Origin of the sequence: Pedosphaera parvula Ellin514, assembly GCF_000172555.1 — a bacterium.
Taxonomy (GTDB): domain Bacteria; phylum Verrucomicrobiota; class Verrucomicrobiia; order Limisphaerales; family Pedosphaeraceae; genus Pedosphaera.
In genome coordinates this window covers 24,767-45,971 of record NZ_ABOX02000052.1, presented here as the reverse complement: position 1 = coordinate 45,971, position 21,205 = coordinate 24,767, and the positions used below count along the sequence as shown (strand labels likewise).

The window sequence follows — 21,205 nt, the reverse complement described above, 5'->3', positions numbered from 1 at the left end:
ACCTCTTCAGGTTGGCAATGTGAAATAAAACGTTGCTCCTTCGTTAATGGCGCCAGTGGCCCAGGTGCGGCCCCCGTGCCGGTTGACGATCCGTTGAACAGTAGCCAGACCAATTCCATGTCCGGGGAACTCCTCTGCGCTATGTAACCGTTGAAAAGCGCCGAATAATTTTGCCGCATAAGCCATATCGAATCCCGCACCATTATCCCGCACGAAGTAAGCCGGGTAATGCGTGGCCAGGTCAATGCCAAATTCGATCCTTGCCAGGCTGCGGTTACCCGTGAACTTCCAGGCGTTGTTTAGCAGATTTTCGAGTGCGATTCGCAGCAGGCGCTCATCTCCTTGAGCGGCAAGGCCGGGACTGATGACGAATTCCACGTTGCGGAGCGGTTCAGTTTTATTCAGCTCACCAGCGATTCGTTGTGCCAGCGCGCTCAAATCCACGCGGCGAAGTCTCATTTCACTACGGGTGAGCCGTGAGAGATGCAGCAGGTCATTGATCAAGCGGTCCATCTCCCGCCCGGCGTTGATGACACGCTCCAGGTACTCCTGCCCGTCCGTATCCAGGCGGTCGGCATAGTCATCCCGCAGTGCCTGGGTGAAACCCGTGATAGTGCGCAATGGCCAGCGAAGATCGTGGGAAACTGAATAGCAAAACGCCTCGAGTTCCTTGTTGGATGCCTGGAGCTGGGCGGTTCTTTCCTGCACTCGCTTTTCCAGTTCAGCATTCAAACGTTGTATCTCCATTTCGGCTTCCTGCCGCTCGGCAATGTGTTCTTCCAGTTGTCGCTTTTGGGTGCTTACCTCCCGGAAAAGGTTGTCATTTACAATGGCGGCCGCAAGATCGTGAGCAATAATTTGAAGATGCTCCAAATCGGCTTCAGAAAAGTGACGGATCGCCTCGGCTGAATAAATACCCAAAATCCCAATCAAGCGGTCCTGGATCAGCAGGGGTGTGCCAGCATAGGAAAGAAAATTATAGTCTTTTCCCAGTCGGTTTTCGAGGGACTGGGTGAGCGGATGTAAACGCACATCTGGAACGAACACAGGCCGCTTGAGAGCGGAAAGGGCACCGCCGATTCCCAAGGTCGAGGGAATGCTGGGCTCCAGCTCCCGTTCATCAAGGCCGGCGCTGGCCAATAAAACGTGCTTATCGCCTTGGAGAACCCGGATGACACAGGCATCCACGTGGTAGGCTGAGCGCACAATTTCAGCCAGTTTGCCTACCTCATCTTTCAGCGAGCCAACTCCCACTACCGTATGGGTAACCTGTGCGAGCAGGCTGAGCCGCTGGTTGGAGAAGGCCAGAGCCTCCTCGCCGCGCTTACGCTCAGTGATGTCGACCGCGATGGCGGCCACAAAAGCAGGGGAGCCATTATTTCCGAGGATCGGAAATTTACTGACCAGGCAGTAGCGTAACTCTTCTGCAAATGGGATTGCTTCGATGGTCTGCAGGCTCCGGCCGGTCTCGATGACCACCTGGTCATTCTCCCGGAGGCGATCGGCGATTGTCGCAGGGAAGAACGCATCATCCCGTTGGCCCACGATCTCCTCGACATTCCTGGAAAATACTTTGCAGCCGTTGGCATTAATATAGATGTAGCGGCCCTCGAGATCCTTTATCCAGGCCGTGCCTGGCAGATGCTGCATGAAGGAGGAAAACCGCCGCTCGCTTTCCCGCAACGCATCTTCAGCCTCCTTCCGGTCATGGATATCGATGGCAGTTCCAAGCCAGCGACAAATGTTTCCTGCGTCGTCAAAGAAGGGTTGGCTGCGCATCAGAAACCAGCGGTACATTCCGTCCTTGCGACGATAACGGTAGAGCCACTCGAAAGGTTTTTTTTCTTGTCTGGCTTCCAGCCATCGTTGGGCGGTGGGCTGCAGGTCTTCGGGATGAAGCGCGGAGCGCCAGCCATCGCCCAATGATTGTTCAATTGTCAGGCCTGTGTAATCGGTCCATCGTTGATTCAAATAATCACAGGCACGCTCTGCCCCGCCGGTAAAAACGATTGCGGGAACAGTTTCAGTGAAGGTTCGGTATTGCTGTTCGCTCAAACGCAAGGCTTCTTCCGCCTGCTTGCGTTCGGTGACATCAATTAAACTGGAAAGCACTCGCACGGGCTGGCTGTCAGCGTCCCGCAGGATCGTAATGGTTATATCCACCCGGCGAATGGCCCCGTCCTTGCGCAAATGCCGGATCTCATATCGGCAACCATCCCTTCTTCCGGCGATCAGGTCCTGAAAGTTCACCAAATTGTGCCGGCGATCTTCTGGAAGAATTATTTCAGGAAAGGTTTTTTCGAGCATTTCCTCCTGAGCATAGCCCGAGATTTCGCAGAGTTTCGGATTGACCCGCAGAAACTTGTGAGTCAATGGATCGACCTGAGCTTTCCCGCTTCCGTCCATATCGAACATGGCCCGGTATTCCTTCTCGCTATCCTGCAAGGCTTCTTCGGCGCGGATCCTTTGGAGAGCACCGCCGCAGTAATCTGCCAGAATCTGAAGGGTGCCAAGATCTTTCTCGTCATAGGCCGCATGCTGGTAACTCTGGATGCTGAGAACACCGATACTTTGGTTCCCGTCTCTTACAGGTACAAATATCAAGGAGGCAGAAAGACGTGAAACATCGCCGAAAGGGAAACAGTCGGTCGTGTTCGTTAAAGGGAAGTCTCTGAGCAGGAGCTCAGCGCCTTGAGCCATGGCGCGACTGATCGTTGGAGATATGCCTAGCAGGTCGCTGGGAATTTCAGTCTTTTGCCCCTCCAGAGTATCGATGTTTAGGATTGGTTTTAACCCGCGGGTTTCGAGATTGTAAAGGTTGAGGCTAAAGGCATCCCATTCAAAAAGGTGCTCCGTTACGTCTGCAATAAGGCGTCCGGCCTCCGGTTGTGTGCGGGCTGTATTTAATTTTTCACCGAGGTGGGAAAGCACGGAGGTGAAAGCCTCCTTCCTTCTCTGGTCAGTGATATTGGAAGTTATGGCGACCGCTCCGATGATCCCGCCATTAAAAACGACTGGAGCACTAGCGACGCGCAGGTGAACGGTTTCTTCGGTTTTCAGCCTGCTGGCCAACACTTCTTCGATCACTGTCTGACCTTCGAGCGCGCGAATGAATTGAAACTCCTCCGGTTTGAGCCTCTGATTGTTGTGTGGCCAGCGAATTGAAAATTTATCGCCCACCACGCCGATGGAGGAATGAAGTTCTTCCAATGAAGAAACCCCCAGCATGTTCAGGGCATGACTGTTGCATTTGGTAATGCCACTCTCATTGCCGATGTACACTGCGTCTGGCATGCTCTCAATGACCGCATCCAATTCCGCCAGGCGTTTTTGCGCCAGAGCGTGGGTTTCATGAAGTTCCTTTTCGGCTTGCTTGCGTTCGGCAATTTCCCGTTCGAGTTGTAGAATCACCAGGCGGGCGCGACTTCGAGCCCGACGTTGGGCATCGCTCAAACAGACGGCAGTGCTGCCTACTATGATAAACGACATCAATCCAATCCGATGGGGCACATCACCCAAACTGAGTGTATGGCGAGAAGGGGTGAAAAAGTAAGAGGCGGAAAGAATTCCCAGGACAAGTGCCGTAAAACCGGAACGCCAGCCGCCCAGTCCGGCGCTGACGAGCAGGGCAAGATAAAATGTTACGTAAGTATATTGGTTGCCGAGAATCTCATCCAGGCGCAGTCGAAGAATTGTGCCCAAGCCAACGCAAAGCGCTGCGATGGCGTAGGGAGCCAGCGCAGAATGCCGGACGCGAAACTCTTTATCGGCACTTTTCAAATTCACGAAAGAAATTGATTCATTGTGGCACCATAAAACCTTTGTTCCTCCACCTTAAGCAGATACGGGCAAGGCGGAGTTGTCACTGATTATCCCAAACCTGATGGAAATAAGGATTAATGTGCAAAGTGAGTATGGGGTAAATACCCCATATAGCCGAACTGGTCATAAAAGAGGACTGGCTTCCGCGATGCATTGGTGATTGCGGATGCTCCCCAAAATTGTTATTTCTCACTGAAGTATTCACATGAATAACGATCTCGAAATTCGGAAGACCTACAAGATGTACATCGGCGGCAGCTTTGTTCGCAGCGAAAGCGGCCGATATCTGCCAGCGCAATCCACCACCGGCGAGCTGTTGGATAATTATTGTCAGGCTTCGCGCAAGGATTTTCGGGACGCTGTGGTGGCCGCACGCGGGGCTTTTGAGGGATGGGCGAAGAGAACCGCTTATTTAAGGGGGCAAATTCTTTATCGTGCGGCAGAAATGCTGCAGAATCGTGCCTCCGAACTGGCCAATGAGATTTCTAGATCTACGGGTGTCCGACCGCCGAAGGCGCGGGCTGAAGTGGATTTGGCGATTGATCGGTTGGTGTATTTTGCCGGCTGGACGGACAAGCTTTCCCAGGTGTTTGGTGCGGTCAATCCGGTGGCGAGTTCACATTTCAATTTCACGACGCCTGAACCCACAGGCGTTGTTGCCGTTCTGGCTCCGGACGAGCCGGCTTTGGTGTCGCTCGTTTCCTTGATTGCTCCAGTCATCCTGACTGGCAATTCTGCAGTGGTGGTCGCTTCTGAAAAATATCCGTTGCCAGCCGCAACATTCGCGGAGATTCTGGCTACCAGCGACTTTCCGGGAGGAGTTGTTAATTTGCTGACGGGCAAAAGATCGGATCTGGTTTCTCATATTGCCAGTCACATGGATGTGAACGCGGTTGTCGATGGCACTGGCATTGCCGAAGTGGGTGCCCAGTTGCAGGCAGGTGCCGCTCACAATTTGAAGCGGTATTTTACAAATGCTTTCTCGCCTGCCGACTGGTTCACTGCCAAGGCGGAGGATCCGTACAAGATTCTCGACACCATTGAATACAAGACAGCCTGGCATCCGATCGGTTTGTAACTTCATCGACACGTTCAGCATCACGATTGCTGTTTATGCTCATTAGCTAAACAGCAAAATGGCTGGGTGTTCTCTTTTCTTGCAGATTTTCTTATTACGTTCCATAGTGGGGTGACAGTTTAAGTAAAATGAATACTACCCCCATTCGCGTTGCAGTTACCGGTGCTGCCGGTCAAATCGGTTATTCTCTGTTGTTCCGCATCGCCTCCGGCGCAATGTTCGGACCGAACCAACCGGTCATTCTTCACCTGATTGAAATTGAACCTGCGTTGCCCGCTTTGAACGGTGTGGTAATGGAGTTGGATGACTGTGCCTTTCCGCTGTTAAAGGGAGTGGTGCCGACCGCCAGCCTGGACGAAGGTTTTCGCGGTGTGAATTGGGCGCTGCTGGTCGGCAGTGTGCCGCGCAAAGCCGGCATGGAACGGAAAGACCTTCTGGGCATCAATGGCAAGATTTTCATTGGACAAGGGCAGGCCATTCAAAAGAACGCAGCGAGCGATGTCCGCATTCTCGTGGTCGGCAATCCATGCAATACCAATTGCTTGATCGCCATGAATAACGCGCCACAAATTCCCAAGGATCGCTGGCACGCCATGACACGACTGGACGAAAATCGCGCCAAGTCCCAGTTGGCAAAGAAAGCTGGTGTCGACATTACAGCTGTCACCAATGTGGCAGTCTGGGGAAATCATTCCTCCACGCAGTACCCTGATTTTGTTCATGCCAAGATCAGTGGCAAAGGGGTAACTGATGTCATCAAGGATGAAGCATGGTTGAAAGGTGATTTCATCAGTTCCGTCCAGCAACGTGGTGCAGCGATTATCAAGGCGCGTGGCGCTTCGAGTGCCGCCAGCGCGGCCAATGCCGTGGTGGACAGTGTTGCTTCCATTGTGAATCCCACCGCACCTGGTGATTGGCACAGCGTGTGTATTCATTCTGATGGCAGCTATGGTATCGAAAAAGGACTGATTACTTCCTTCCCGGTGCGCAGTGATGGCAAGAAACTGGAAATCGTTCAGGGTCTAGCCATCGATCCTTTTAGCCAATCGAAGATCGATACAACCATTGCGGAGCTGAAGGAAGAAAAGTCGTTGGTGAGTGATTTGCTGCCGAAATAAGGTTGGTATTATAAATTGTTTTTAACTTCCGGTTCCGGAACCTGGATTCTGGAGCCGGATTGTTTTATTGAGGCTTGCTATGGAAACACTTTCAGCCAAAGACCTTGCCCGTTGTATCGATCATACACTTTTCGCGGCCAATGCGTCGCGCAAAGAGATCGAAAAGCTCTGCGCGGAGGCCCGGGATAAATTTTTCTACGCAGTTTGCGTTAACAGTTCGCGCGTTGAACTGGCTTATTCATTGCTTGAAGATAGTGGCGTGCAGGTTATCTCGTTGGTCGGATTTCCCTTGGGAGCTGCAGATGCCGACGTGAAGCGCTATGAAACCGAAATTGCGGTGGATCAAGGCGCGCATGAGATTGAATACGTTTTGAACATTGGCCGGCTCAAGGATGGTGATTCCCAATATGTGCTTCGGGAGATGCGCGACATCGTCGAAGCGGCGGATGAACGACCGGTTAAAGTCATCCTTGAAACGCATTTGCTCACGCGCGAAGAAAAGGTGCTGGTTTGTCAAATAGCCGTTGATTCAGGTGCACAGTTTGTGGTGACCTCCACGGATTTTCAGGTTCCGGCAGTTGCCATCGAGGACGTGAAACTGCTGCGGGAAACGGTGGGAGAAAAGTTCGGAGTGAAGGCAGTCGGCGGCATTGCTGAGGCACACCGGGCCATAGCTCTGATGGAAGCCGGGGCTACTCGATTGGGCACCTCTTTCGGACCGATCATTGTTCAAGGATTGGAATCCTGACAAAGGCCTGAATAGCCATTTCCGCCAGCGTACACTTCCACTGGCATTTGGTTCTAAAACCTGCTAGACTCGAGCATGTTCATCACGGGAATAGGGACTGCTGCGCCTCGTCAACGCTATAAGCAGAGTGAGGGTTGGGAAACGGTGCAACAAACGGTCCAGTTTACGCAACTCACTTCGCGTTCAAAGGCCATTCTTCGCAAAGTTCTGACTGGAAATAATGGCGTGGAAACCCGTCACCTGGCCTTGAGTTCCCTGCATGAGGCTTTTGAGATTAATCCTGATATCCTGCACCAGCGATTCGCCAGGCATGCTCCGCAGTTGGCCGCTGAAGCAGCTGAAGAAGCGCTGAAAAACTCCCAAACCGACCGCCGCGAAATCGATGCCGTTATCATCAGCACCTGCACAGGTTATATTTGTCCCGGGTTAACCAGTTATGTGAGTGAGAAATTGGGGCTGAAACCAGACGTTTTTGCGCTCGACCTGGTCGGGCAAGGTTGCGGTGCGGCACTGCCAAACATGCGCGCGGGAGAAGCATTGCTGGCATCAGGGCGAAGCCGGCGCGTGCTTTCCATCTGTGTGGAAGTATGCAGTGCGGCGATGTTTATTGATGATGATCCGGGAGTGCTGATCAGTGCTTGTCTATTTGGAGATGGGTCGGGGGCGGCAGTATTATCGAACGAGCCGAACCCGAATAATCGCCGGATTGAATGGAAGGTTTGCAATACCATGCTGGCGGCGAAGGACCGCGAATTTCTACGGTTCGAGATGGTCCATGGCATGTTGCGTAACGTGCTGCGACCAGAAGTGCCAATGCTGGCTGCGGAAAATGCAGATAAACTGCTCCGGGAGACGCTCGCCCGTGCCGGTGTTACACGCGGCGAAATTAAGAATTGGATCTGGCATGCGGGCGGGCGTGATGTGCTGCTCGCCTTACAAGAGAAATTGGGACTCTCCACAATGGACACACGCTGGAGCGCCGAAGTGCTGCGGGAGTATGGGAATATGAGCAGCCCATGCGTGTACTTTGCGCTGCAGAATGCCCTGGCAGAGCAGGCAGGGGGAGGGGTGTGGTGGATGTGTTCCTTTGGGGCGGGTTTTAGTTGTCACGGGGCACTGTTGGAAGTTTCCTGATTTGGATACAATTTTACGTGTGGAGCGCGCGCTGGAGCCTGAATTACTGGATGAGTTGCCGCCGGATGATCCCAAGGCAATAAGGTCGCGTCGCGACTTGAAATGGCTGAACTGGTGGATGGGGCATCGTTCGATTCTGGCTCATGCCTTGATGCGCTATTGGAAGAACAAGCCGTTGCAACGAATCGTCGACCTCGGCGCAGGCGATGGAGTTTTCGCCCTGGGGCTGGCCAGGGAATTGGTGAAATACCAACCCAGGCTGCATATCGTACTGCTGGATCGGCAACCGGTGGTAAGTGAGAAGGTGCAAGTCCAGTTCCAGAAATTGGGCTGTAAGGTGGAAACCGTCGCTGCGGATATTTTTGATTGGTTGGCACAACGTCAGGGAACCATGGAACAGGGAACAGTTTTCACGGCTAATTTATTCCTGCATCATTTCCATGAAGCGGAGTTATGCGAAATGTTTCAACTGGCTTCCAAACAGGTGGATCTCTTTGCAGCTTGTGAGCCGCATCGGAGCAAGTTGTCCCTGACGGCAGCCAAGTGGGTGGGGGCGATTGCGTGCAACTCGGTAACCCGGCATGATGCCGTGGTGAGTGTGCGGGCCGGATTCATGAAACGTGAACTTTCTGAGATGTGGCCTACGCAGGGCAATTGGATGTTGCAGGAGCAGCGGGCAGGGATGTTCAGTCATCTATTCGTTGCTCATCGGAAGTGATGAGTGGCTCCATTACCATTGTGGGAGGTGGATTGGCCGGTTTGACGCTGGGCATCGGCCTGCGACAACGGTCCATTCCAGTCTCTGTCTGGGAGGCGGGGAATTATCCGCGGCACAGGGTATGTGGAGAATTTATCAGTGGTCACGGGCAGGAAACGTTGGAGCGTCTTGGCCTGCGCGAACTTTTTGTCAAAGCCGGGGCGCAACCGGCTTCCACCGCCGCATTTTTCTCACAGCGTAAATCGTCTCGGGTCCAGACACTCGCATCTCCAGCGCTATGTTTGTCGCGGTATGTCATGGATGAACTGTTGTCGCGCGAGTTCGTGAGATTGGGCGGAGAGTTGCATGCCGGTGAGCGGTGGCGTGATGCGGAGTTCGGTGCGGGTGTTGTGCGAGCGACCGGACGGAGGGTGCAACCGGTGGTTGATGGTTGGCGGTGGTATGGGTTGAAGGCGCATGCGAAAAACGTGTCACTGGCGGCTGATTTGGAGATGCATCTTTCGCGGTCGGGATATGTTGGGGTTTGCCGCCTGGCGGGTGGTGAAGTGAATGTCTGTGGATTGTTTAGACGTCCCGCGGAGGGGGGAGAGGTTCCGCTGCGGCGACAGGAGATTTTATGCGGCAATCCAGGCTCGCTTCTGCATCAGCGTCTGGCGAACGCTGTGTTCGATGAGAAGTCCTTTTCTTCCGTGGCGGGACTTTCACTGCAACCGCACAAGGGTGCGGATCATAACGAGTGTTGTATCGGTGATACGTTGACAATGATTCCGCCGGTGACGGGCAATGGCATGTCGATGGCTTTTGAATCGGCGGAGGTGGCCATTGAGCCGTTGGCAAATTTCAGCGCGGGAAAAATTTCCTGGGATGAAGCGCGAATGACGATTGCCAGATGTTGTGATGAACGGTTTGCGAAACGCCTGGCCTGGGCTGCGCGAGTGCAGTCCGTTTTGCTGGCGCCGGGGTTGCAAGGGGCGTTGGTATCGGTGGTGCCGAGATGGGATTGGTTGTGGAAACTTTTGTTTGAGAAGACGCGGTGAGGCGAGGGGAATTCAACAGCAGATGGACACAAATGGGCGCAGATTAAGAAGCACTTGGTAACATGTAGGAATACGGTCGTGTAACAACTTGTCTGATTGCGCGAAGGGGGTGGTTACGGTTACAAGATTCTTCACGAATATGAAATCGTTGTCTGACTGCCGTCTTTATACGTTTGTGGATACTGCCTACCTACATGGGCGTAAGCCGGAGGTGGTGGCACAACAATTATGCGACGGTGGATCGGACATAATTCAATTGCGGGCGAAGAACTCGGCTGAGAATGAAGTGCGGAGGATGGCGGAAGCAATTCTTCCAATCACCCGCAGGGCAGGAGTTCCGCTGGTGATTAATGATTTTCTTTCAGTGGCGATAGAAGTGGGAGCTGAGGTTTGCCATTTGGGGCAGGAGGATTTTTTTGATGGTGGGTACACGCACGTTTCGCAACTAAAGGATGGGAAATCGAATGTGGAAATTGGTTTGAGCACGCATGCACCGGCCCAGGCTGAGCGCGCGATTGCGGCAGGACCGGGATATATCGCGATTGGCCCGATTTACGCGACGGGCACCAAACCAACGGCCAAGCCGGTCACGCTGGATTACGTACGGTGGGCGGCGGCAAATGTGAAGATCCCGTGGTTTGCGATTGGGGGAATCAATCTTACCAATCTGGATCAGGTACTGGCTGCGGGCGCGCAACGGATTTGTGTGGTTTCAGCTATTTTGAACGCTCCTGATATTGCAAAGGCCTGCGGGGAGTTTAAGGCGCGGATCACTTGATTCGTTTAAGGAGTGAGTTAAGGCTGAGCCATACTCCGACGAAGATCAGGGTTGTGATGGAGGCAGAGAGATGCGAATGCGTTGGGAGAAGTCGGGAGAGTTATCGGTAGCCTCTGCGACATCGTTGATTCGGGAACGCTTGCGCAGTTCTGCAAAGGGCAAGCTCGTGTCTACACGGCCTGTTCTGTAGAGATAGCGGTCAAAGAGGCCATTAAGGACCTGGCGGATATCGAGGCGGCCTTCCCTGCCCACTGCATTTGCGTAGCGTACGATGTTGATCGTGCAACTGTTACTCAACAGATGGTAAAATTCTGCGTGGTCAGCAAGTTGATTGATCCGATCCAGATAAACTAGAAAAAGTGCGCGCGCCTTTTCGGGCGGCATGCGGATGTGGTAAAGATAAACTTCCTCGTCACGGAAATGAGTGCGGAGACGCACGAGGTCGCGTTCATCACCCACGACGTAGATCAACTCGTATTGTTTAAAGAGCGAGGCGATGGGGGAATAGCCCTGACCGAGCTTCGGCCTGGTTTCGATGGAGATGCAGATGGGAGGCGCGTTGTCGAAGTTAAAGCTCACGAAGGTGTGCCCTATCGGTCCCACCGTCCAGTAGGAGAGGAAGAGATCCACCGAAGTCAGATGGGAGAGCGATACATCGCGTTCATCGTAGTGCACTGTGAAATCATCTTTGGTGCGATAGTCAAAATGACGGACTCCGGTAATGCGCACATGATCGCCGTTGATAAAGGCCCGGGGCATCACGGCCACTTCCGGTTGCCATGGGCGATCGTGCGATGGAGGGATGTAGATGTACCAAATGAGCACGACAAGAAATAGTGCCGCGAAGGCCAGGTACATACGCGGTTTGCGTGAGAACCATAAGGCCCAAATACTGAAGACCATGAAGACGATGGCCAGCACGAGTCGCAGCCAGGCCCAGGGGAGATTTGAATAGTAAATTGCCAGAGTGGCCCACACTACGAGCAGAACTCGAAGAATGATTCCGAGCCCAATCAACAGCCAGCGTAGCGTCTTGAATAACCAAGCCGCGAGAATCTTAATGGGGCGCGATTCGGTGGACGCCATGAGGTGTTGATTGGAGCTGGTATCCAGCTCCTCTCTTTATTTAACAAATCGCTGATAGTTGGAGACGGTCAAGGGAGGTGTTTTCGTCCGGTCAGCCGAGGTGGATAAGCTTAAATGTTAAAGAATGCCGAGACGGTGAGAGAGCCCGCCTACAGCAACGCACAGGCACAAAAAATGGTTAAAGGCCCATGTTGCCAGTCGGGTAACAACCTTTCACTTTACGTTGTGGCAACCACTCGAATCCTTGGTTCCAGGCTTTTATCCCTGGTTTACCTTTTCAGGTAAACTCCCCGATTTTTAACCTCGGACTCGAGGAGAGTCTTTAACCAATTAAAGTATACCACTGATCCTCGAATTCGCAACCCGGCGAAAGGAATGGAATACTGCTGATTTTCAAAGAATTATTGAAATTCTGAGGTAAGTAGTTTGGCTTAACTCTTGCTGTTTCAGCCGGACTAATGCAAAGGGAAGCTGAATCCGAACTGCAAGAGGCCAAGCTCGATTTCCGAGTTTGTCCACTGTCAAAGGCTATCGACGCTCCGCCATCGATTCGGTTTGCTTTGATTTTGGTTTCTTTTTCTTCTTTGACCCGAGCAAGTCTTGGAAGCGTTCCCCATTCTTCCCAGCCAAATCATTGTCTCAGTTTTATACACAATTTCCTCGGATTATCAGAAGTGAGGACGCTGTTAATTTCCGGGTGAGTAAGAAATGAATTGTGAGATCGATTAAGAACAAAATGAAGTCCAGGTTTTTATTCAAAGTAATGGTGGTGGCACTTGCCTTATTGTGCTGGTTCACAGGTCCAAGCACGGCGGTTGGAGCGGGAGTCGTAACCGCCTCTGCTTTGAGCTCGGGCAGTACTGTGTACTTATCCGGCGTCGTTAGCGGCCTCACGTCCAGCACGAGGGCTTATTTTGAATATGGCACCGATTTGAATTACGGCAGCTTCACCAGCAGCCAATATTTCAATCCACCCGGCTCACAAAATGTTTATATCACCGTAAATGGAATGGCACCGGGAACGTATCATTATCGCATCATGGCCATTGACAGCGCGGGCGTTGCCACGGGGAATGATTTGACCTTCACCATCAACGGTCCGGTTGCGACGACGCTGCCGGCCAATGTGATCAGTTCCAGCAGTGTCATTTTAAATGGTTTTGTGACGCCGATCGGAGCGGCAACAAAGGTTTATTTCCAGTATGGGCAGACCACAGATTACACGAACCAGACTGCCATTACCAATCTGAGTGCCGGTGCCACGTCGTATTTGGTCACAAACAAGCTTAGCGGTCTGACTGGAAATCCATTCACTCTTTACTATCGCATTGTGGCCAGCAATAGCTTGGGGGTAACCATCGGCACGAATGTGATGGTTTCAATGCAGGCGCCCGTGCTTACGGCATATCCGCAGGCAGTTTTCTGGAATGCAGGGAACACCAATCCGCCCACCATACAACTTGCGGGAGCCGGAGCCGCACCATTGACCTACACCCTCATGCGGTCGCCCCAGTTTGGGACAATTGTCACCAATCTGGCCGGGGGCATTTACACCACAAACACCGGCAAATGCCAATATCTGCCAAATATGCCTGCCACATTCAGTGGTCAGGACAGTTTCACCTTTACGGTGAGCAATGGAGCGAACACTTCGGCGGAGGCCACGGTGAGCATCAGCGTGCTGTCGACCAATATCAACCATGCTCCGCATGCCCAGACTCAATCGATCAAAGTGCTGACAAACACACCTTACAACGGATATTTGACGGGTGATGATGATGCGGATGCATTGGATCCCCATGCTGATCTTACCAATTATGCCGATCCCAATCACAAGGGGTATCACTATAGCCCGGTCATACCGAACCTTACTTATACGATTCTGAGCAATCCATCCCATGGCACATTGGTTGCAACTCCTCCATTCTTTATGTACACTCCAACCAATAATTACCTCGGTACGGATAGTTTCACTTTTAAGGTGAATGATGGGGCGCTGGATTCAACGAATGTTGGAACAGTGAGCATTGTCGTGGCGACTAACGTTGGGGCTATTCGCCCCGGATTCGACAAGTTCTCTTTTGGAAGGGCGGATGACCAATCGTTTCCGGTGAGTTTAACGGGCACCAATTCCGACTGGCTGGGGCGCGATTTATTGCTGCAGTTTTCGAACAACAAATTTCCCACCAACTATTTCACGCAGTTTTATGCCAACAACAATGGCAATCTCACCTTTAAGAGCGCGAATCCCAATTATATTGGAACGGCGTTTCCGACGACGACGAATGGTCCCATGCTTGCTCCCTATTGGGCTGATGTGTACACCATGGATACCCGTTCCGGAGTGATGACTTATGGGATGCAATATATCGGGGGCCGATTGGCAGTCGGCGTCACTTGGACCAATGTCATGACCTATCAGAACACAACCAACACCAACAGTTTTCAGGTGATTCTAATCGACCGCTCTGACGTGCAGGTGGGCAATTTCGACGTCGAATTCAATTACGAAAAAATTCAATGGCTCAATGGCACAGCCAGTCTGGGAACCTATCCATCAGTAGGATTTGATCGGGGTGATGGTTTGAACTACTACAATTTCCCCGGCTCCGGGACGGCCAATCTGGTGGATACTTCCCCGAATGGTTTGATCCACAATTCGAACGTGTCCCCGCCGGTGCCAGGCCGTTATTCATTCCAGATGTATCAGCCTACAGCCTGGAACCAGTCGATAATTGGGTTGGCGAACACCATCACTCCGGTCACGCTTAGTTCATTCCCAGGCGTTCTCGGGACTAATTACAGTTTTACGGTCATTGCGGGGCCGACTAACGGCACCCTTAGCGGCAGTGGCCCCAACCGCACGTACCAGCCAAATATCTATTCCTGCCTGGATGCATTCACGTACACAATGAGTGATGGCACGCGGAATTTTACCAATACGGTGACGATTACGGTTGTTGGATGGCCGAGCATAATGGGCGCACAGGCGGCAATAGGGACAAATAATTCTGTAACTTTCGCTTCGCAGATAGGCCGCTACTTTGGGGATACCACGGCCTATGTTAGATACGGCGCCACCACCAACTACGGAAGTCTGGCCATGCTGGAGGATATCTTCCCAGAAGGAAGCATGGATCTATACGAGTGCAGTCTGGAAACAAATCGGGGCGCGGCGCTTTCGTTCAATGGTGGGAATCAATATGTAAAAGTTCCTGCGACCATCTCCAACGATTTTACAATCGAGTTTTGGTTTTTGTATCCGCGGGTGACGAGCTTGATGGAAGGACAATGGTATCAAGGGTTGGGCCTGGTGGATGGCTACGTCCCCGGAGCCACTGGCGACTTCGGCGTCTCTGTTGGCAATGGAAAAGTCCTTTTTGGGGTGGGAGGACCGGATACTACGATCTCCAGCGGGCAGTTGCTGGACGGTAATTGGCATCATGTGGCAGCGACGCGGGTACAAACCAACGGCGCGATGGCACTCTACATTGATGGAGTGTTGACGGCCTCCACGAATGGCAGCACGGCGACTTTGAACGGGGCCACGAATCTAACGTTTGGCTGTCTGGCGACGCTGACCAATTTCTTTCCTGGCAGCCTCGATGAGGTGCGCCTTTGGAACGTGGCTCGCACTCCAAGTCAAATCCAGCAGAACATGAATCGGAGCCTTTCGGGCACAAATTCCGGATTGGTGGCGTGTTATCATTTGGATGACTGGCCGGGGACGAATGCCGTGGACGCCAGTGGAAATGGGAAAACCGGAAACATATTGAACAATCCTGACTGGACGACCGGAAATATTCAGAACGGTTTTCTGGATACCGGCATGTATCATTTCGAACTCGTGGCGCTGAACCAGGCAGGTCCCAGCAGCAGCGGGGACCTGACGTTTGGCATAGGCACCAATGCCACGCTTTCCAGCCTGACCGTCAACCCCGGTTCATTGATTCCGTCATTTAGCCCGTCAATATTTTCCTATGTGAGCACGGTGGCGAATTCTGTGAGCAACGCGGATTACGTAGCTGTCACCAAGGACCCGCATGCACTCCTACAGGTGCAAACGAACGGCGGAGCGTTCAGCGCGCCAGTTTCCAGCATGATTAGCAACCGGGTGACACTAAACTTTGGCGCGAACCTAATACCTATTCAAATCACTTCCCCGAATAGACAGAATACCCAAACTTACACACTTAATGTTTTGCGGCTACTCAGCGACGATGCAACCTTGTCCAGTGTTACCGCAAGTGGAACGGTCTTGACGTTCAATGTCGGCACGTATTCGGGACAGTTTCCTACTGCGGCCAGCAACACCACTCTCACGGCAACAGCCAACAATCCCTATGCCACCTTGGAACTGGATGGAGTTCCTTTGACCTCTGGTGTGCCGAGCGGGTTGATCCCGTTGCCTTTTGGCAATAGCTCCCACGTGCTCGCAGTGACTGCTCAGAGCGGATTTGCCACCGTCGTCTATCCCGTGAACTTTACTCGATCCTTAAATACTAATGCCAATCTCGCAAACCTGGCATGCAGCAGTGGGGGGCTCAATCCGCCCTTCAGTTCCAGCGTGACTGGTTACAGCCTCGCTGTTCCCAACAGCGTCGGCAGTCTGACAGTGACGCCGACCTGCTCTGACAGTGTTTATGCCACAGTCCAGGTACGGGTCAATGGCGGCAGCTACTCTCCGGTGAGTTCCGAAGCATCCAGCGGCGCGCTTGGTCTTAATGTCGGGACCAACACGATTTCGATTCTGGTCGCCGCTCAAGATGGGACGAGTTCCAAGATTTATACCCTCACAGTTACGCGACAGGCGGGCTTGCCTGTGGTCACAACGCAACCGGCCAGCACAATTACTGTGGCCAGCGCCTTGCTTAATGCCAGCGTGAATCCGAACGGAACTGTCACGGTATACTCATTCCAATACGGGTCGGATACCAATTATACGAAGAGCACGGTGGCAACGAGTATCGGTGGCGGCACGAATTCGCTATCGGTCAGCAATCTGATTGCCGGACTGCTGCCAGGCACAACCAATCACTTCCGGGTGGTGGCTTCGAACAGTTTCGGCCTAGTCATGGGGGCAGACATGAGTTTCACAAATCTGGCAGATGTTCCAGTAGTGACCAATGCCACTGCCGACAGCATTGCGCATTCGACGGTCAGTCTGCATGGAGCGGTCAATCCGAATGGGGCCGTCACAATTGCCTATTTTCAGTATGGGCAGAGCACGAATTACGACAGCAGCACGAGTGTGACGAATCTGGGTGGAGGCACGACATTATGGTCGTTTGATTCAGGACTAAGCAATTTGTTGGCGGGAAAAACCTATCATTATCAGTTGGTGGCAACCAATAGTGTGGGCACGAACAGTAGTGGCGACATGACGTTTACCTTGCTGGCGCCGCCGCAAGCGACCGGCTTTGGTCAGCAAGGCAACGGCAGTTTTCAACTTCAGTTTAGTGGCGGCGCAGGTTTGAGCTATACGCTCCAGACTTCGACCGATCTGACGAACTGGATGAATCTCACCAACCTGTTGGCCGGGACAAATGGGTTGTTTATATTTAACGATGCCACGGCTACGAACTCTCCAATTCGTTTCTATCGGCTCACGCAACCGTGATGGATGCATTCACTGGCTGTTACGATTCGACCATTTTATTTAGAAGGTCATTCGCCAGTTGCTTCGTGCCTATACTCCCAAAGGAGTATTCTCTTTCCTCTGAGCCAACCTAGAATTGGCTCCGGATTTGCTTTAACCGTCTTTCAAAAATATGAGAAAATACCTGGGTGTCTTTGGGAATCGTTCTTTCGTAGGGCTTGGTGTTTTCCTGCTGGCTATTGCAGCATTGCCTCTGCGTGCGCAGGTGGATTATACGCCTTATAATTTCACCACCATTGCAGGTGTTGCGAGTATTGGCTCGAATGATGGAACCAACCGTGTCGCGCGGTTTAACAACCCCGAGGCCACGGCTTCCGACAGCGCGGGCAATATCTACGTTGCTGACAGTGGCAATCATGTCATTCGGAAAATGGCGGCAGTGGGCACGAACTGGGTGGTCACCACCATCGCGGGTTTACCAGGCAATCCCGGCAGCGCCGACGGAACCAACAGCGCCGCACAATTTTATTATCCGGCGGCAGTCGCAGTTGATAATAGCGGCAATGTTTTCGTTGCTGATTCGGCCAATTATACTATTCGTAAAATTGCCCCTTTAGGAACCAATTGGGTGGTTACAACGATTGCGGGTGTGCCCGGGTATCATGGCAGCTCTGACGGTACCAACACGGACGCGCTCTTCTTTTACCCGGAGGGATTGGCTTTTGACTCCAGCGGGCATCTTTTTGTGGGCGATTCATCCAACAACAGCATTCGCAAGATGACCCCGGTGGGAACCAACTGGGTGGTGACGACGATTGCCGGGAGCAGCCCCGTCAGCGGGAGCAACGATGGCACCAACGGTTTTGCTCATTTCAACCAGCCGTGCGGGCTGGCGGTGGATGCCGCAGGCAGCATCTTCGTGGCCGACTATTTCAACAGCACGATTCGTAAAATCACCTCGGCGGGCACGAACTGGCTGGTGACCACGATTGCCGGCAAGGTCGGGGTGGCGGATAGCGCGGAGGGGACCGGAACAAATGCCGTTTTCAACTATCCCCATGCAGTGGCGGTGGACACCAACGGCAATGTTTTCGTTGCCGATTCGGAAAATTATACGATTCGCAAACTCACTCCCAGCGGCACGAATTATGTGGTGAGCACGCCGATTGGACAGACGCGCGCCAGCAACAGCACTGATGGCACCAACAACGCGGCGCGATTTTGGTTTCTTCTTGGCATCTCCATCGACAAGGCTGGAAACCTTTTGGTGGCAGATACGCAGAATAGTGAGATTCGCAAAATCGCTCCCGTGGGGACGAACTATGTTGTGACCACACTTGCTGGTTTCGCTCAAAATGTTGGCGGTGCTGATGGTACCAATGCGGTTGCCCGCTTCAACTCTCCCAGAGGCATTGCGGTGGATGCGGCAGGCAACGTTTTCGTGGCGGATCAAAATAATAACACAATCCGCAAACTTACTCCGGTCGGAACGAACTGGGCGGTGACCACCATCGCCGGACAAGCGGGAATGGCATACTACGGTGATGGGAATGGCACAAATGCGTACTTTAATTATCCTGCTGGAATCGCCGTCGATGCCAGTGGCAATCTCTTCGTCACCGATGCGGGAAATCATGTCATTCGCAAGCTGACACCGACGGCTACGAATTACCTGGTGACGACCATTGCGGGCTCTGCCGCTGCTCAAGCTGGCAGCACGGATGGCACCAATGCCAATGCCCGTTTTTTCATCGTTGATGGCATTACGGTCGATGCCGCCGGAAATCTTTTTGTGGCTGATAACAACAATTGTCTCATTCGTAAGATTGCGCCAGTTGGTACGAACTGGATTACCACCACGATTGCGGGAAAGTTGAACAGTTACGATTTTGCCGACGGCGTGGGGACGAACATACTTTTCAACCAGCCGACCGGAATCGCAGTGGGCAAGGGCGGCGTGGTTTACGTGGTGGATATGGGTAACAATATGGTCCGCAAGTTGACGCCCAACGGGACGAATTATGTTTCCTCCACTGTGGCTGCCTTTCCTCAGGCATATGGATTTATGGATGGCACCAACAGCGATGCAAGATTCGCTTATCCTACAGGCATCGCCATCGATACCAACGACACGCTCTATGTCACAGATCAAGGCAATAATACCATCCGTAAAGTTACCCCGCTGGGCACGAACTGGATGGTCACCACACTTGCTGGAATCCACGCCAGCACCGGGAGTGCGGATGGAGCCGGAAGTGCGGCGCTGTTCAATGGTCCATTTGGGATCGCAATCGATAAGACCGGCAATCTGTTCGTGGCTGACCTGCAGAATTCGTCCATTCGCAAAGGGAGCGCGATAACGGTGATCGAGTTGGATATGCCGTTTATAGCAGGCGGTCAGTTACAGGTGCCTTTCCTCTTGAAGAATGGTTTTGCTTCCAGCTTTAAGCTCCTGCAAGCCAGCCAGCCTGGTGGACCATACACCACAAATAGTACTGCGACGTTAAGCACGGTGTTTACAGGCACAGCATTTAAATTCGCCATTCCTGTTCCCGCTGCATCACGCTTCTACAGAGTGCAAACGCCATAGTGAAAATGGTGGTCGTTATTGTTGTTGACCGGAAGTTTACCTCAATTATTGGGAACGATGATTTTATTTGTTGAACGCTTCGCTTTACTGGGCGATCAGTTCGTGAGAAAATTGTTTGTGGATTGTGGCATGGTATAAGTGCAAGCCATTCATAGTGGAAGGCCACGGCCTCAATTGTTTTTCCCGCTTCCGTGGAGTTAAGGATTAATTATGGCGATTAGAAAGGTCGAGATTGAACGGTTCAGCGTGACATCTTCCAAGCCGTTCGAGGCGGTTGTGGCAGCGCTCAAGGCTTCGGTCGGGCATCCAGATATGGTCGAGTTCGCAAACGTGACCAAGACGGCACGGACGTTCGCTGAATTGCAAAGTGCGGTTCAGCGCGGCTTGGGCAGGACGGGGCTGATGCTATTTACGGAATTCGATCTCGGGGCAATTTTGCGCAAGGAGACCGGGCTCGACAGACCGAAAATCGTGCGCCTTGTGATCGGCAATCCGCTCATCATGAAAGAAATGGCGAAGCATGTTCCCGACGCCGGATCCTACGCGCCGGTAACAATTCTTGTGGATGAACGGCCGGATGGCGTGCATTTGACGTATGACAGGATGGCCAGTCTTCTGGCTCCCTACGGAAACGCGGACGCACTTGCTGTCGCTCGGGATCTCGACTCAAAAATTGAGAACCTGCTTCGAGAGTCTGCGGCTTGAGATGTTGCACTTAACTGACTGAGGACAAAACTGGAAGCCGACGTAGGCGACCGCGTGACACCATTTCCTGCTTTTAGGGCGCTCTCAAACCCGTTCTGCACCATCATCAGCTTAAGGGATTTTTGGTGCGGCAGTCCAGGCGCTTGTGAAGTTCTCCAGCCATTGCTGAAGGATGCTATAAAACTCGTCGGCCCCAAGCCAGATGTCTTCAAGCGTGCGCGGGTCGTGGTGATACCCTTCTTCGATGCTCCTAAAGGCGATGAGACGAACGCGGTCTCCCACATCGAATTGCAGAACATAACTCCCGTCATCGAAGGCTTCGTCACCGTCTGGAGCCCATTGCATATTGCTATCGGAAACGATGTCGCTGAAATTTGAGATTCCAAAGAACGGTTCGTCTATCTTGTCGGGCGCATATCTGGAATCGCGAAACGCATCGGCAATCGCGCCGGCATCAGGTTCAGTCGCGAAGGGGGTAGTGTGTTTACCTCGCCGAGCGATTAGCTCCTTCACTGTGCCATAGGAGCAGGCCAGCAGCGTGGCGTCTGGGGCATAGACACCGTAACAGTGTTCACGAATATAAATCACAAAATAGCCTAATGCGCGAGAGCCTAAAGACTCGTATGCCTTTGATATTCCGGACTCAATTGCGAACCTGGTCTTGTCGCCTGCAGTGATTACCGTCATGGTGCCTTAAAAACTCCCGGGTATTGAATGCGTAATTGCCTCGTCATACTCGGAAGTTAAGTGAGCGAAGGCGTTTGTGTAAATACTTTGTCTTCAACCCTTGTT

General features: G+C 52.6%; 13 protein-coding genes. 10 read left to right on the top strand and 3 right to left on the bottom strand.

The features are described from left to right. Nucleotides 1-6: 6 nt before the first annotated feature. Entirely contained in the window at nucleotides 7-3,786 is a 3,780-nt protein-coding gene (locus CFLAV_RS33235; protein ID WP_007417978.1) for a PAS domain S-box protein, read from the bottom strand. A 241-nt stretch (nucleotides 3,787-4,027) separates the two neighbouring features. On the opposite strand from CFLAV_RS33235, the gene CFLAV_RS26565 reads away from it, so the two are divergent. From CFLAV_RS26565 to thiE, 7 genes are all read left to right on the top strand, one after another. After that, nucleotides 4,028-4,900: an aldehyde dehydrogenase family protein gene (locus tag CFLAV_RS26565; protein WP_007417977.1), complete on the top strand. Its 873-nt coding sequence runs from the start codon at nucleotides 4,028-4,030 to the stop codon at nucleotides 4,898-4,900. A 128-nt stretch (nucleotides 4,901-5,028) separates the two neighbouring features. Further along, complete coding sequence (locus tag CFLAV_RS26560; RefSeq protein ID WP_007417976.1) at nucleotides 5,029-6,018, top strand: malate dehydrogenase; 990 nt, start codon at nucleotides 5,029-5,031, stop codon at nucleotides 6,016-6,018. Between the two features lie 79 nt (nucleotides 6,019-6,097). Further along, entirely contained in the window at nucleotides 6,098-6,766 is a 669-nt protein-coding gene (gene deoC, locus CFLAV_RS26555; protein WP_007417975.1) for a deoxyribose-phosphate aldolase, read from the top strand. Between the two features lie 75 nt (nucleotides 6,767-6,841). Then, complete coding sequence (locus tag CFLAV_RS26550) at nucleotides 6,842-7,900, top strand: 3-oxoacyl-[acyl-carrier-protein] synthase III C-terminal domain-containing protein (protein WP_007417974.1); 1,059 nt, start codon at nucleotides 6,842-6,844, stop codon at nucleotides 7,898-7,900. Nucleotide 7,901: 1 nt separating this feature from the next. After that, entirely contained in the window at nucleotides 7,902-8,618 is a 717-nt protein-coding gene (locus CFLAV_RS26545; RefSeq protein ID WP_050785963.1) for a methyltransferase domain-containing protein, read from the top strand. Next, entirely contained in the window at nucleotides 8,618-9,655 is a 1,038-nt protein-coding gene (locus tag CFLAV_RS26540; RefSeq protein WP_007417972.1) for a geranylgeranyl reductase family protein, read from the top strand. Before CFLAV_RS26545 ends, CFLAV_RS26540 begins: the two co-directional genes overlap by 1 nt. Before the next feature lie 139 nt (nucleotides 9,656-9,794). Further along, nucleotides 9,795-10,433: a thiamine phosphate synthase gene (gene thiE / locus CFLAV_RS26535; protein ID WP_007417971.1), complete on the top strand. Its 639-nt coding sequence runs from the start codon at nucleotides 9,795-9,797 to the stop codon at nucleotides 10,431-10,433. A gap of 45 nt (nucleotides 10,434-10,478) precedes the next feature. Here the strand turns inward: thiE and CFLAV_RS26530 are convergent, their stop codons facing one another. After that, complete coding sequence (locus CFLAV_RS26530) at nucleotides 10,479-11,519, bottom strand: Lnb N-terminal periplasmic domain-containing protein (protein ID WP_007417970.1); 1,041 nt, start codon at nucleotides 11,517-11,519, stop codon at nucleotides 10,479-10,481. A 736-nt stretch (nucleotides 11,520-12,255) separates the two neighbouring features. Between CFLAV_RS26530 and CFLAV_RS33230 the strand changes: the two genes are divergently transcribed. The 3 genes from CFLAV_RS33230 to CFLAV_RS26515 all read left to right on the top strand — a co-directional run bounded on the left by CFLAV_RS33230 (nucleotide 12,256) and on the right by CFLAV_RS26515 (nucleotide 20,413). Continuing rightward, a complete protein-coding gene (locus CFLAV_RS33230; RefSeq protein ID WP_007417968.1) occupies nucleotides 12,256-17,139 on the top strand; it encodes a cadherin-like beta sandwich domain-containing protein in 4,884 nt (1,627 codons plus the stop codon). A gap of 151 nt (nucleotides 17,140-17,290) precedes the next feature. Continuing rightward, nucleotides 17,291-19,708: an NHL repeat-containing protein gene (locus CFLAV_RS26520; RefSeq protein WP_007417967.1), complete on the top strand. Its 2,418-nt coding sequence runs from the start codon at nucleotides 17,291-17,293 to the stop codon at nucleotides 19,706-19,708. A gap of 210 nt (nucleotides 19,709-19,918) precedes the next feature. Then, nucleotides 19,919-20,413, top strand: a complete 495-nt coding sequence (locus tag CFLAV_RS26515; RefSeq protein WP_007417966.1) for a DUF302 domain-containing protein — start codon at nucleotides 19,919-19,921, stop codon at nucleotides 20,411-20,413. Nucleotides 20,414-20,524: 111 nt separating this feature from the next. On the opposite strand, the gene CFLAV_RS26510 is transcribed toward CFLAV_RS26515, so the two are convergent. Further along, the gene (locus CFLAV_RS26510) at nucleotides 20,525-21,100 is read right to left on the bottom strand and encodes an Imm42 family immunity protein (protein WP_007417965.1); all 576 of its coding nucleotides are present in this window, start codon (nucleotides 21,098-21,100) and stop codon (nucleotides 20,525-20,527) included. Between the last annotated feature and the right edge of the window lie 105 nt (nucleotides 21,101-21,205).

Excerpts from the sequence above, each read along its gene's own strand:
- CFLAV_RS26565 (WP_007417977.1), top strand. The coding sequence starts at position 4,028 with ATGAATAACGATCTCGAAATTCGGAAGACCTACAAGATGTACATCGGC.
- CFLAV_RS26560 (WP_007417976.1), top strand. The coding sequence starts at position 5,029 with ATGAATACTACCCCCATTCGCGTTGCAGTTACCGGTGCTGCCGGTCAA.
- deoC (WP_007417975.1), top strand. The coding sequence starts at position 6,098 with ATGGAAACACTTTCAGCCAAAGACCTTGCCCGTTGTATCGATCATACA.
- CFLAV_RS26550 (WP_007417974.1), top strand. The coding sequence starts at position 6,842 with ATGTTCATCACGGGAATAGGGACTGCTGCGCCTCGTCAACGCTATAAG.
- CFLAV_RS26540 (WP_007417972.1), top strand. The coding sequence starts at position 8,618 with ATGAGTGGCTCCATTACCATTGTGGGAGGTGGATTGGCCGGTTTGACG.
- thiE (WP_007417971.1), top strand. The coding sequence starts at position 9,795 with ATGAAATCGTTGTCTGACTGCCGTCTTTATACGTTTGTGGATACTGCC.
- CFLAV_RS26530 (WP_007417970.1), bottom strand. The coding sequence starts at position 11,519 with ATGGCGTCCACCGAATCGCGCCCCATTAAGATTCTCGCGGCTTGGTTA.
- CFLAV_RS33230 (WP_007417968.1), top strand. The coding sequence starts at position 12,256 with ATGAAGTCCAGGTTTTTATTCAAAGTAATGGTGGTGGCACTTGCCTTA.
- CFLAV_RS26520 (WP_007417967.1), top strand. The coding sequence starts at position 17,291 with ATGAGAAAATACCTGGGTGTCTTTGGGAATCGTTCTTTCGTAGGGCTT.
- CFLAV_RS26515 (WP_007417966.1), top strand. The coding sequence starts at position 19,919 with ATGGCGATTAGAAAGGTCGAGATTGAACGGTTCAGCGTGACATCTTCC.
- CFLAV_RS26510 (WP_007417965.1), bottom strand. The coding sequence starts at position 21,100 with ATGACGGTAATCACTGCAGGCGACAAGACCAGGTTCGCAATTGAGTCC.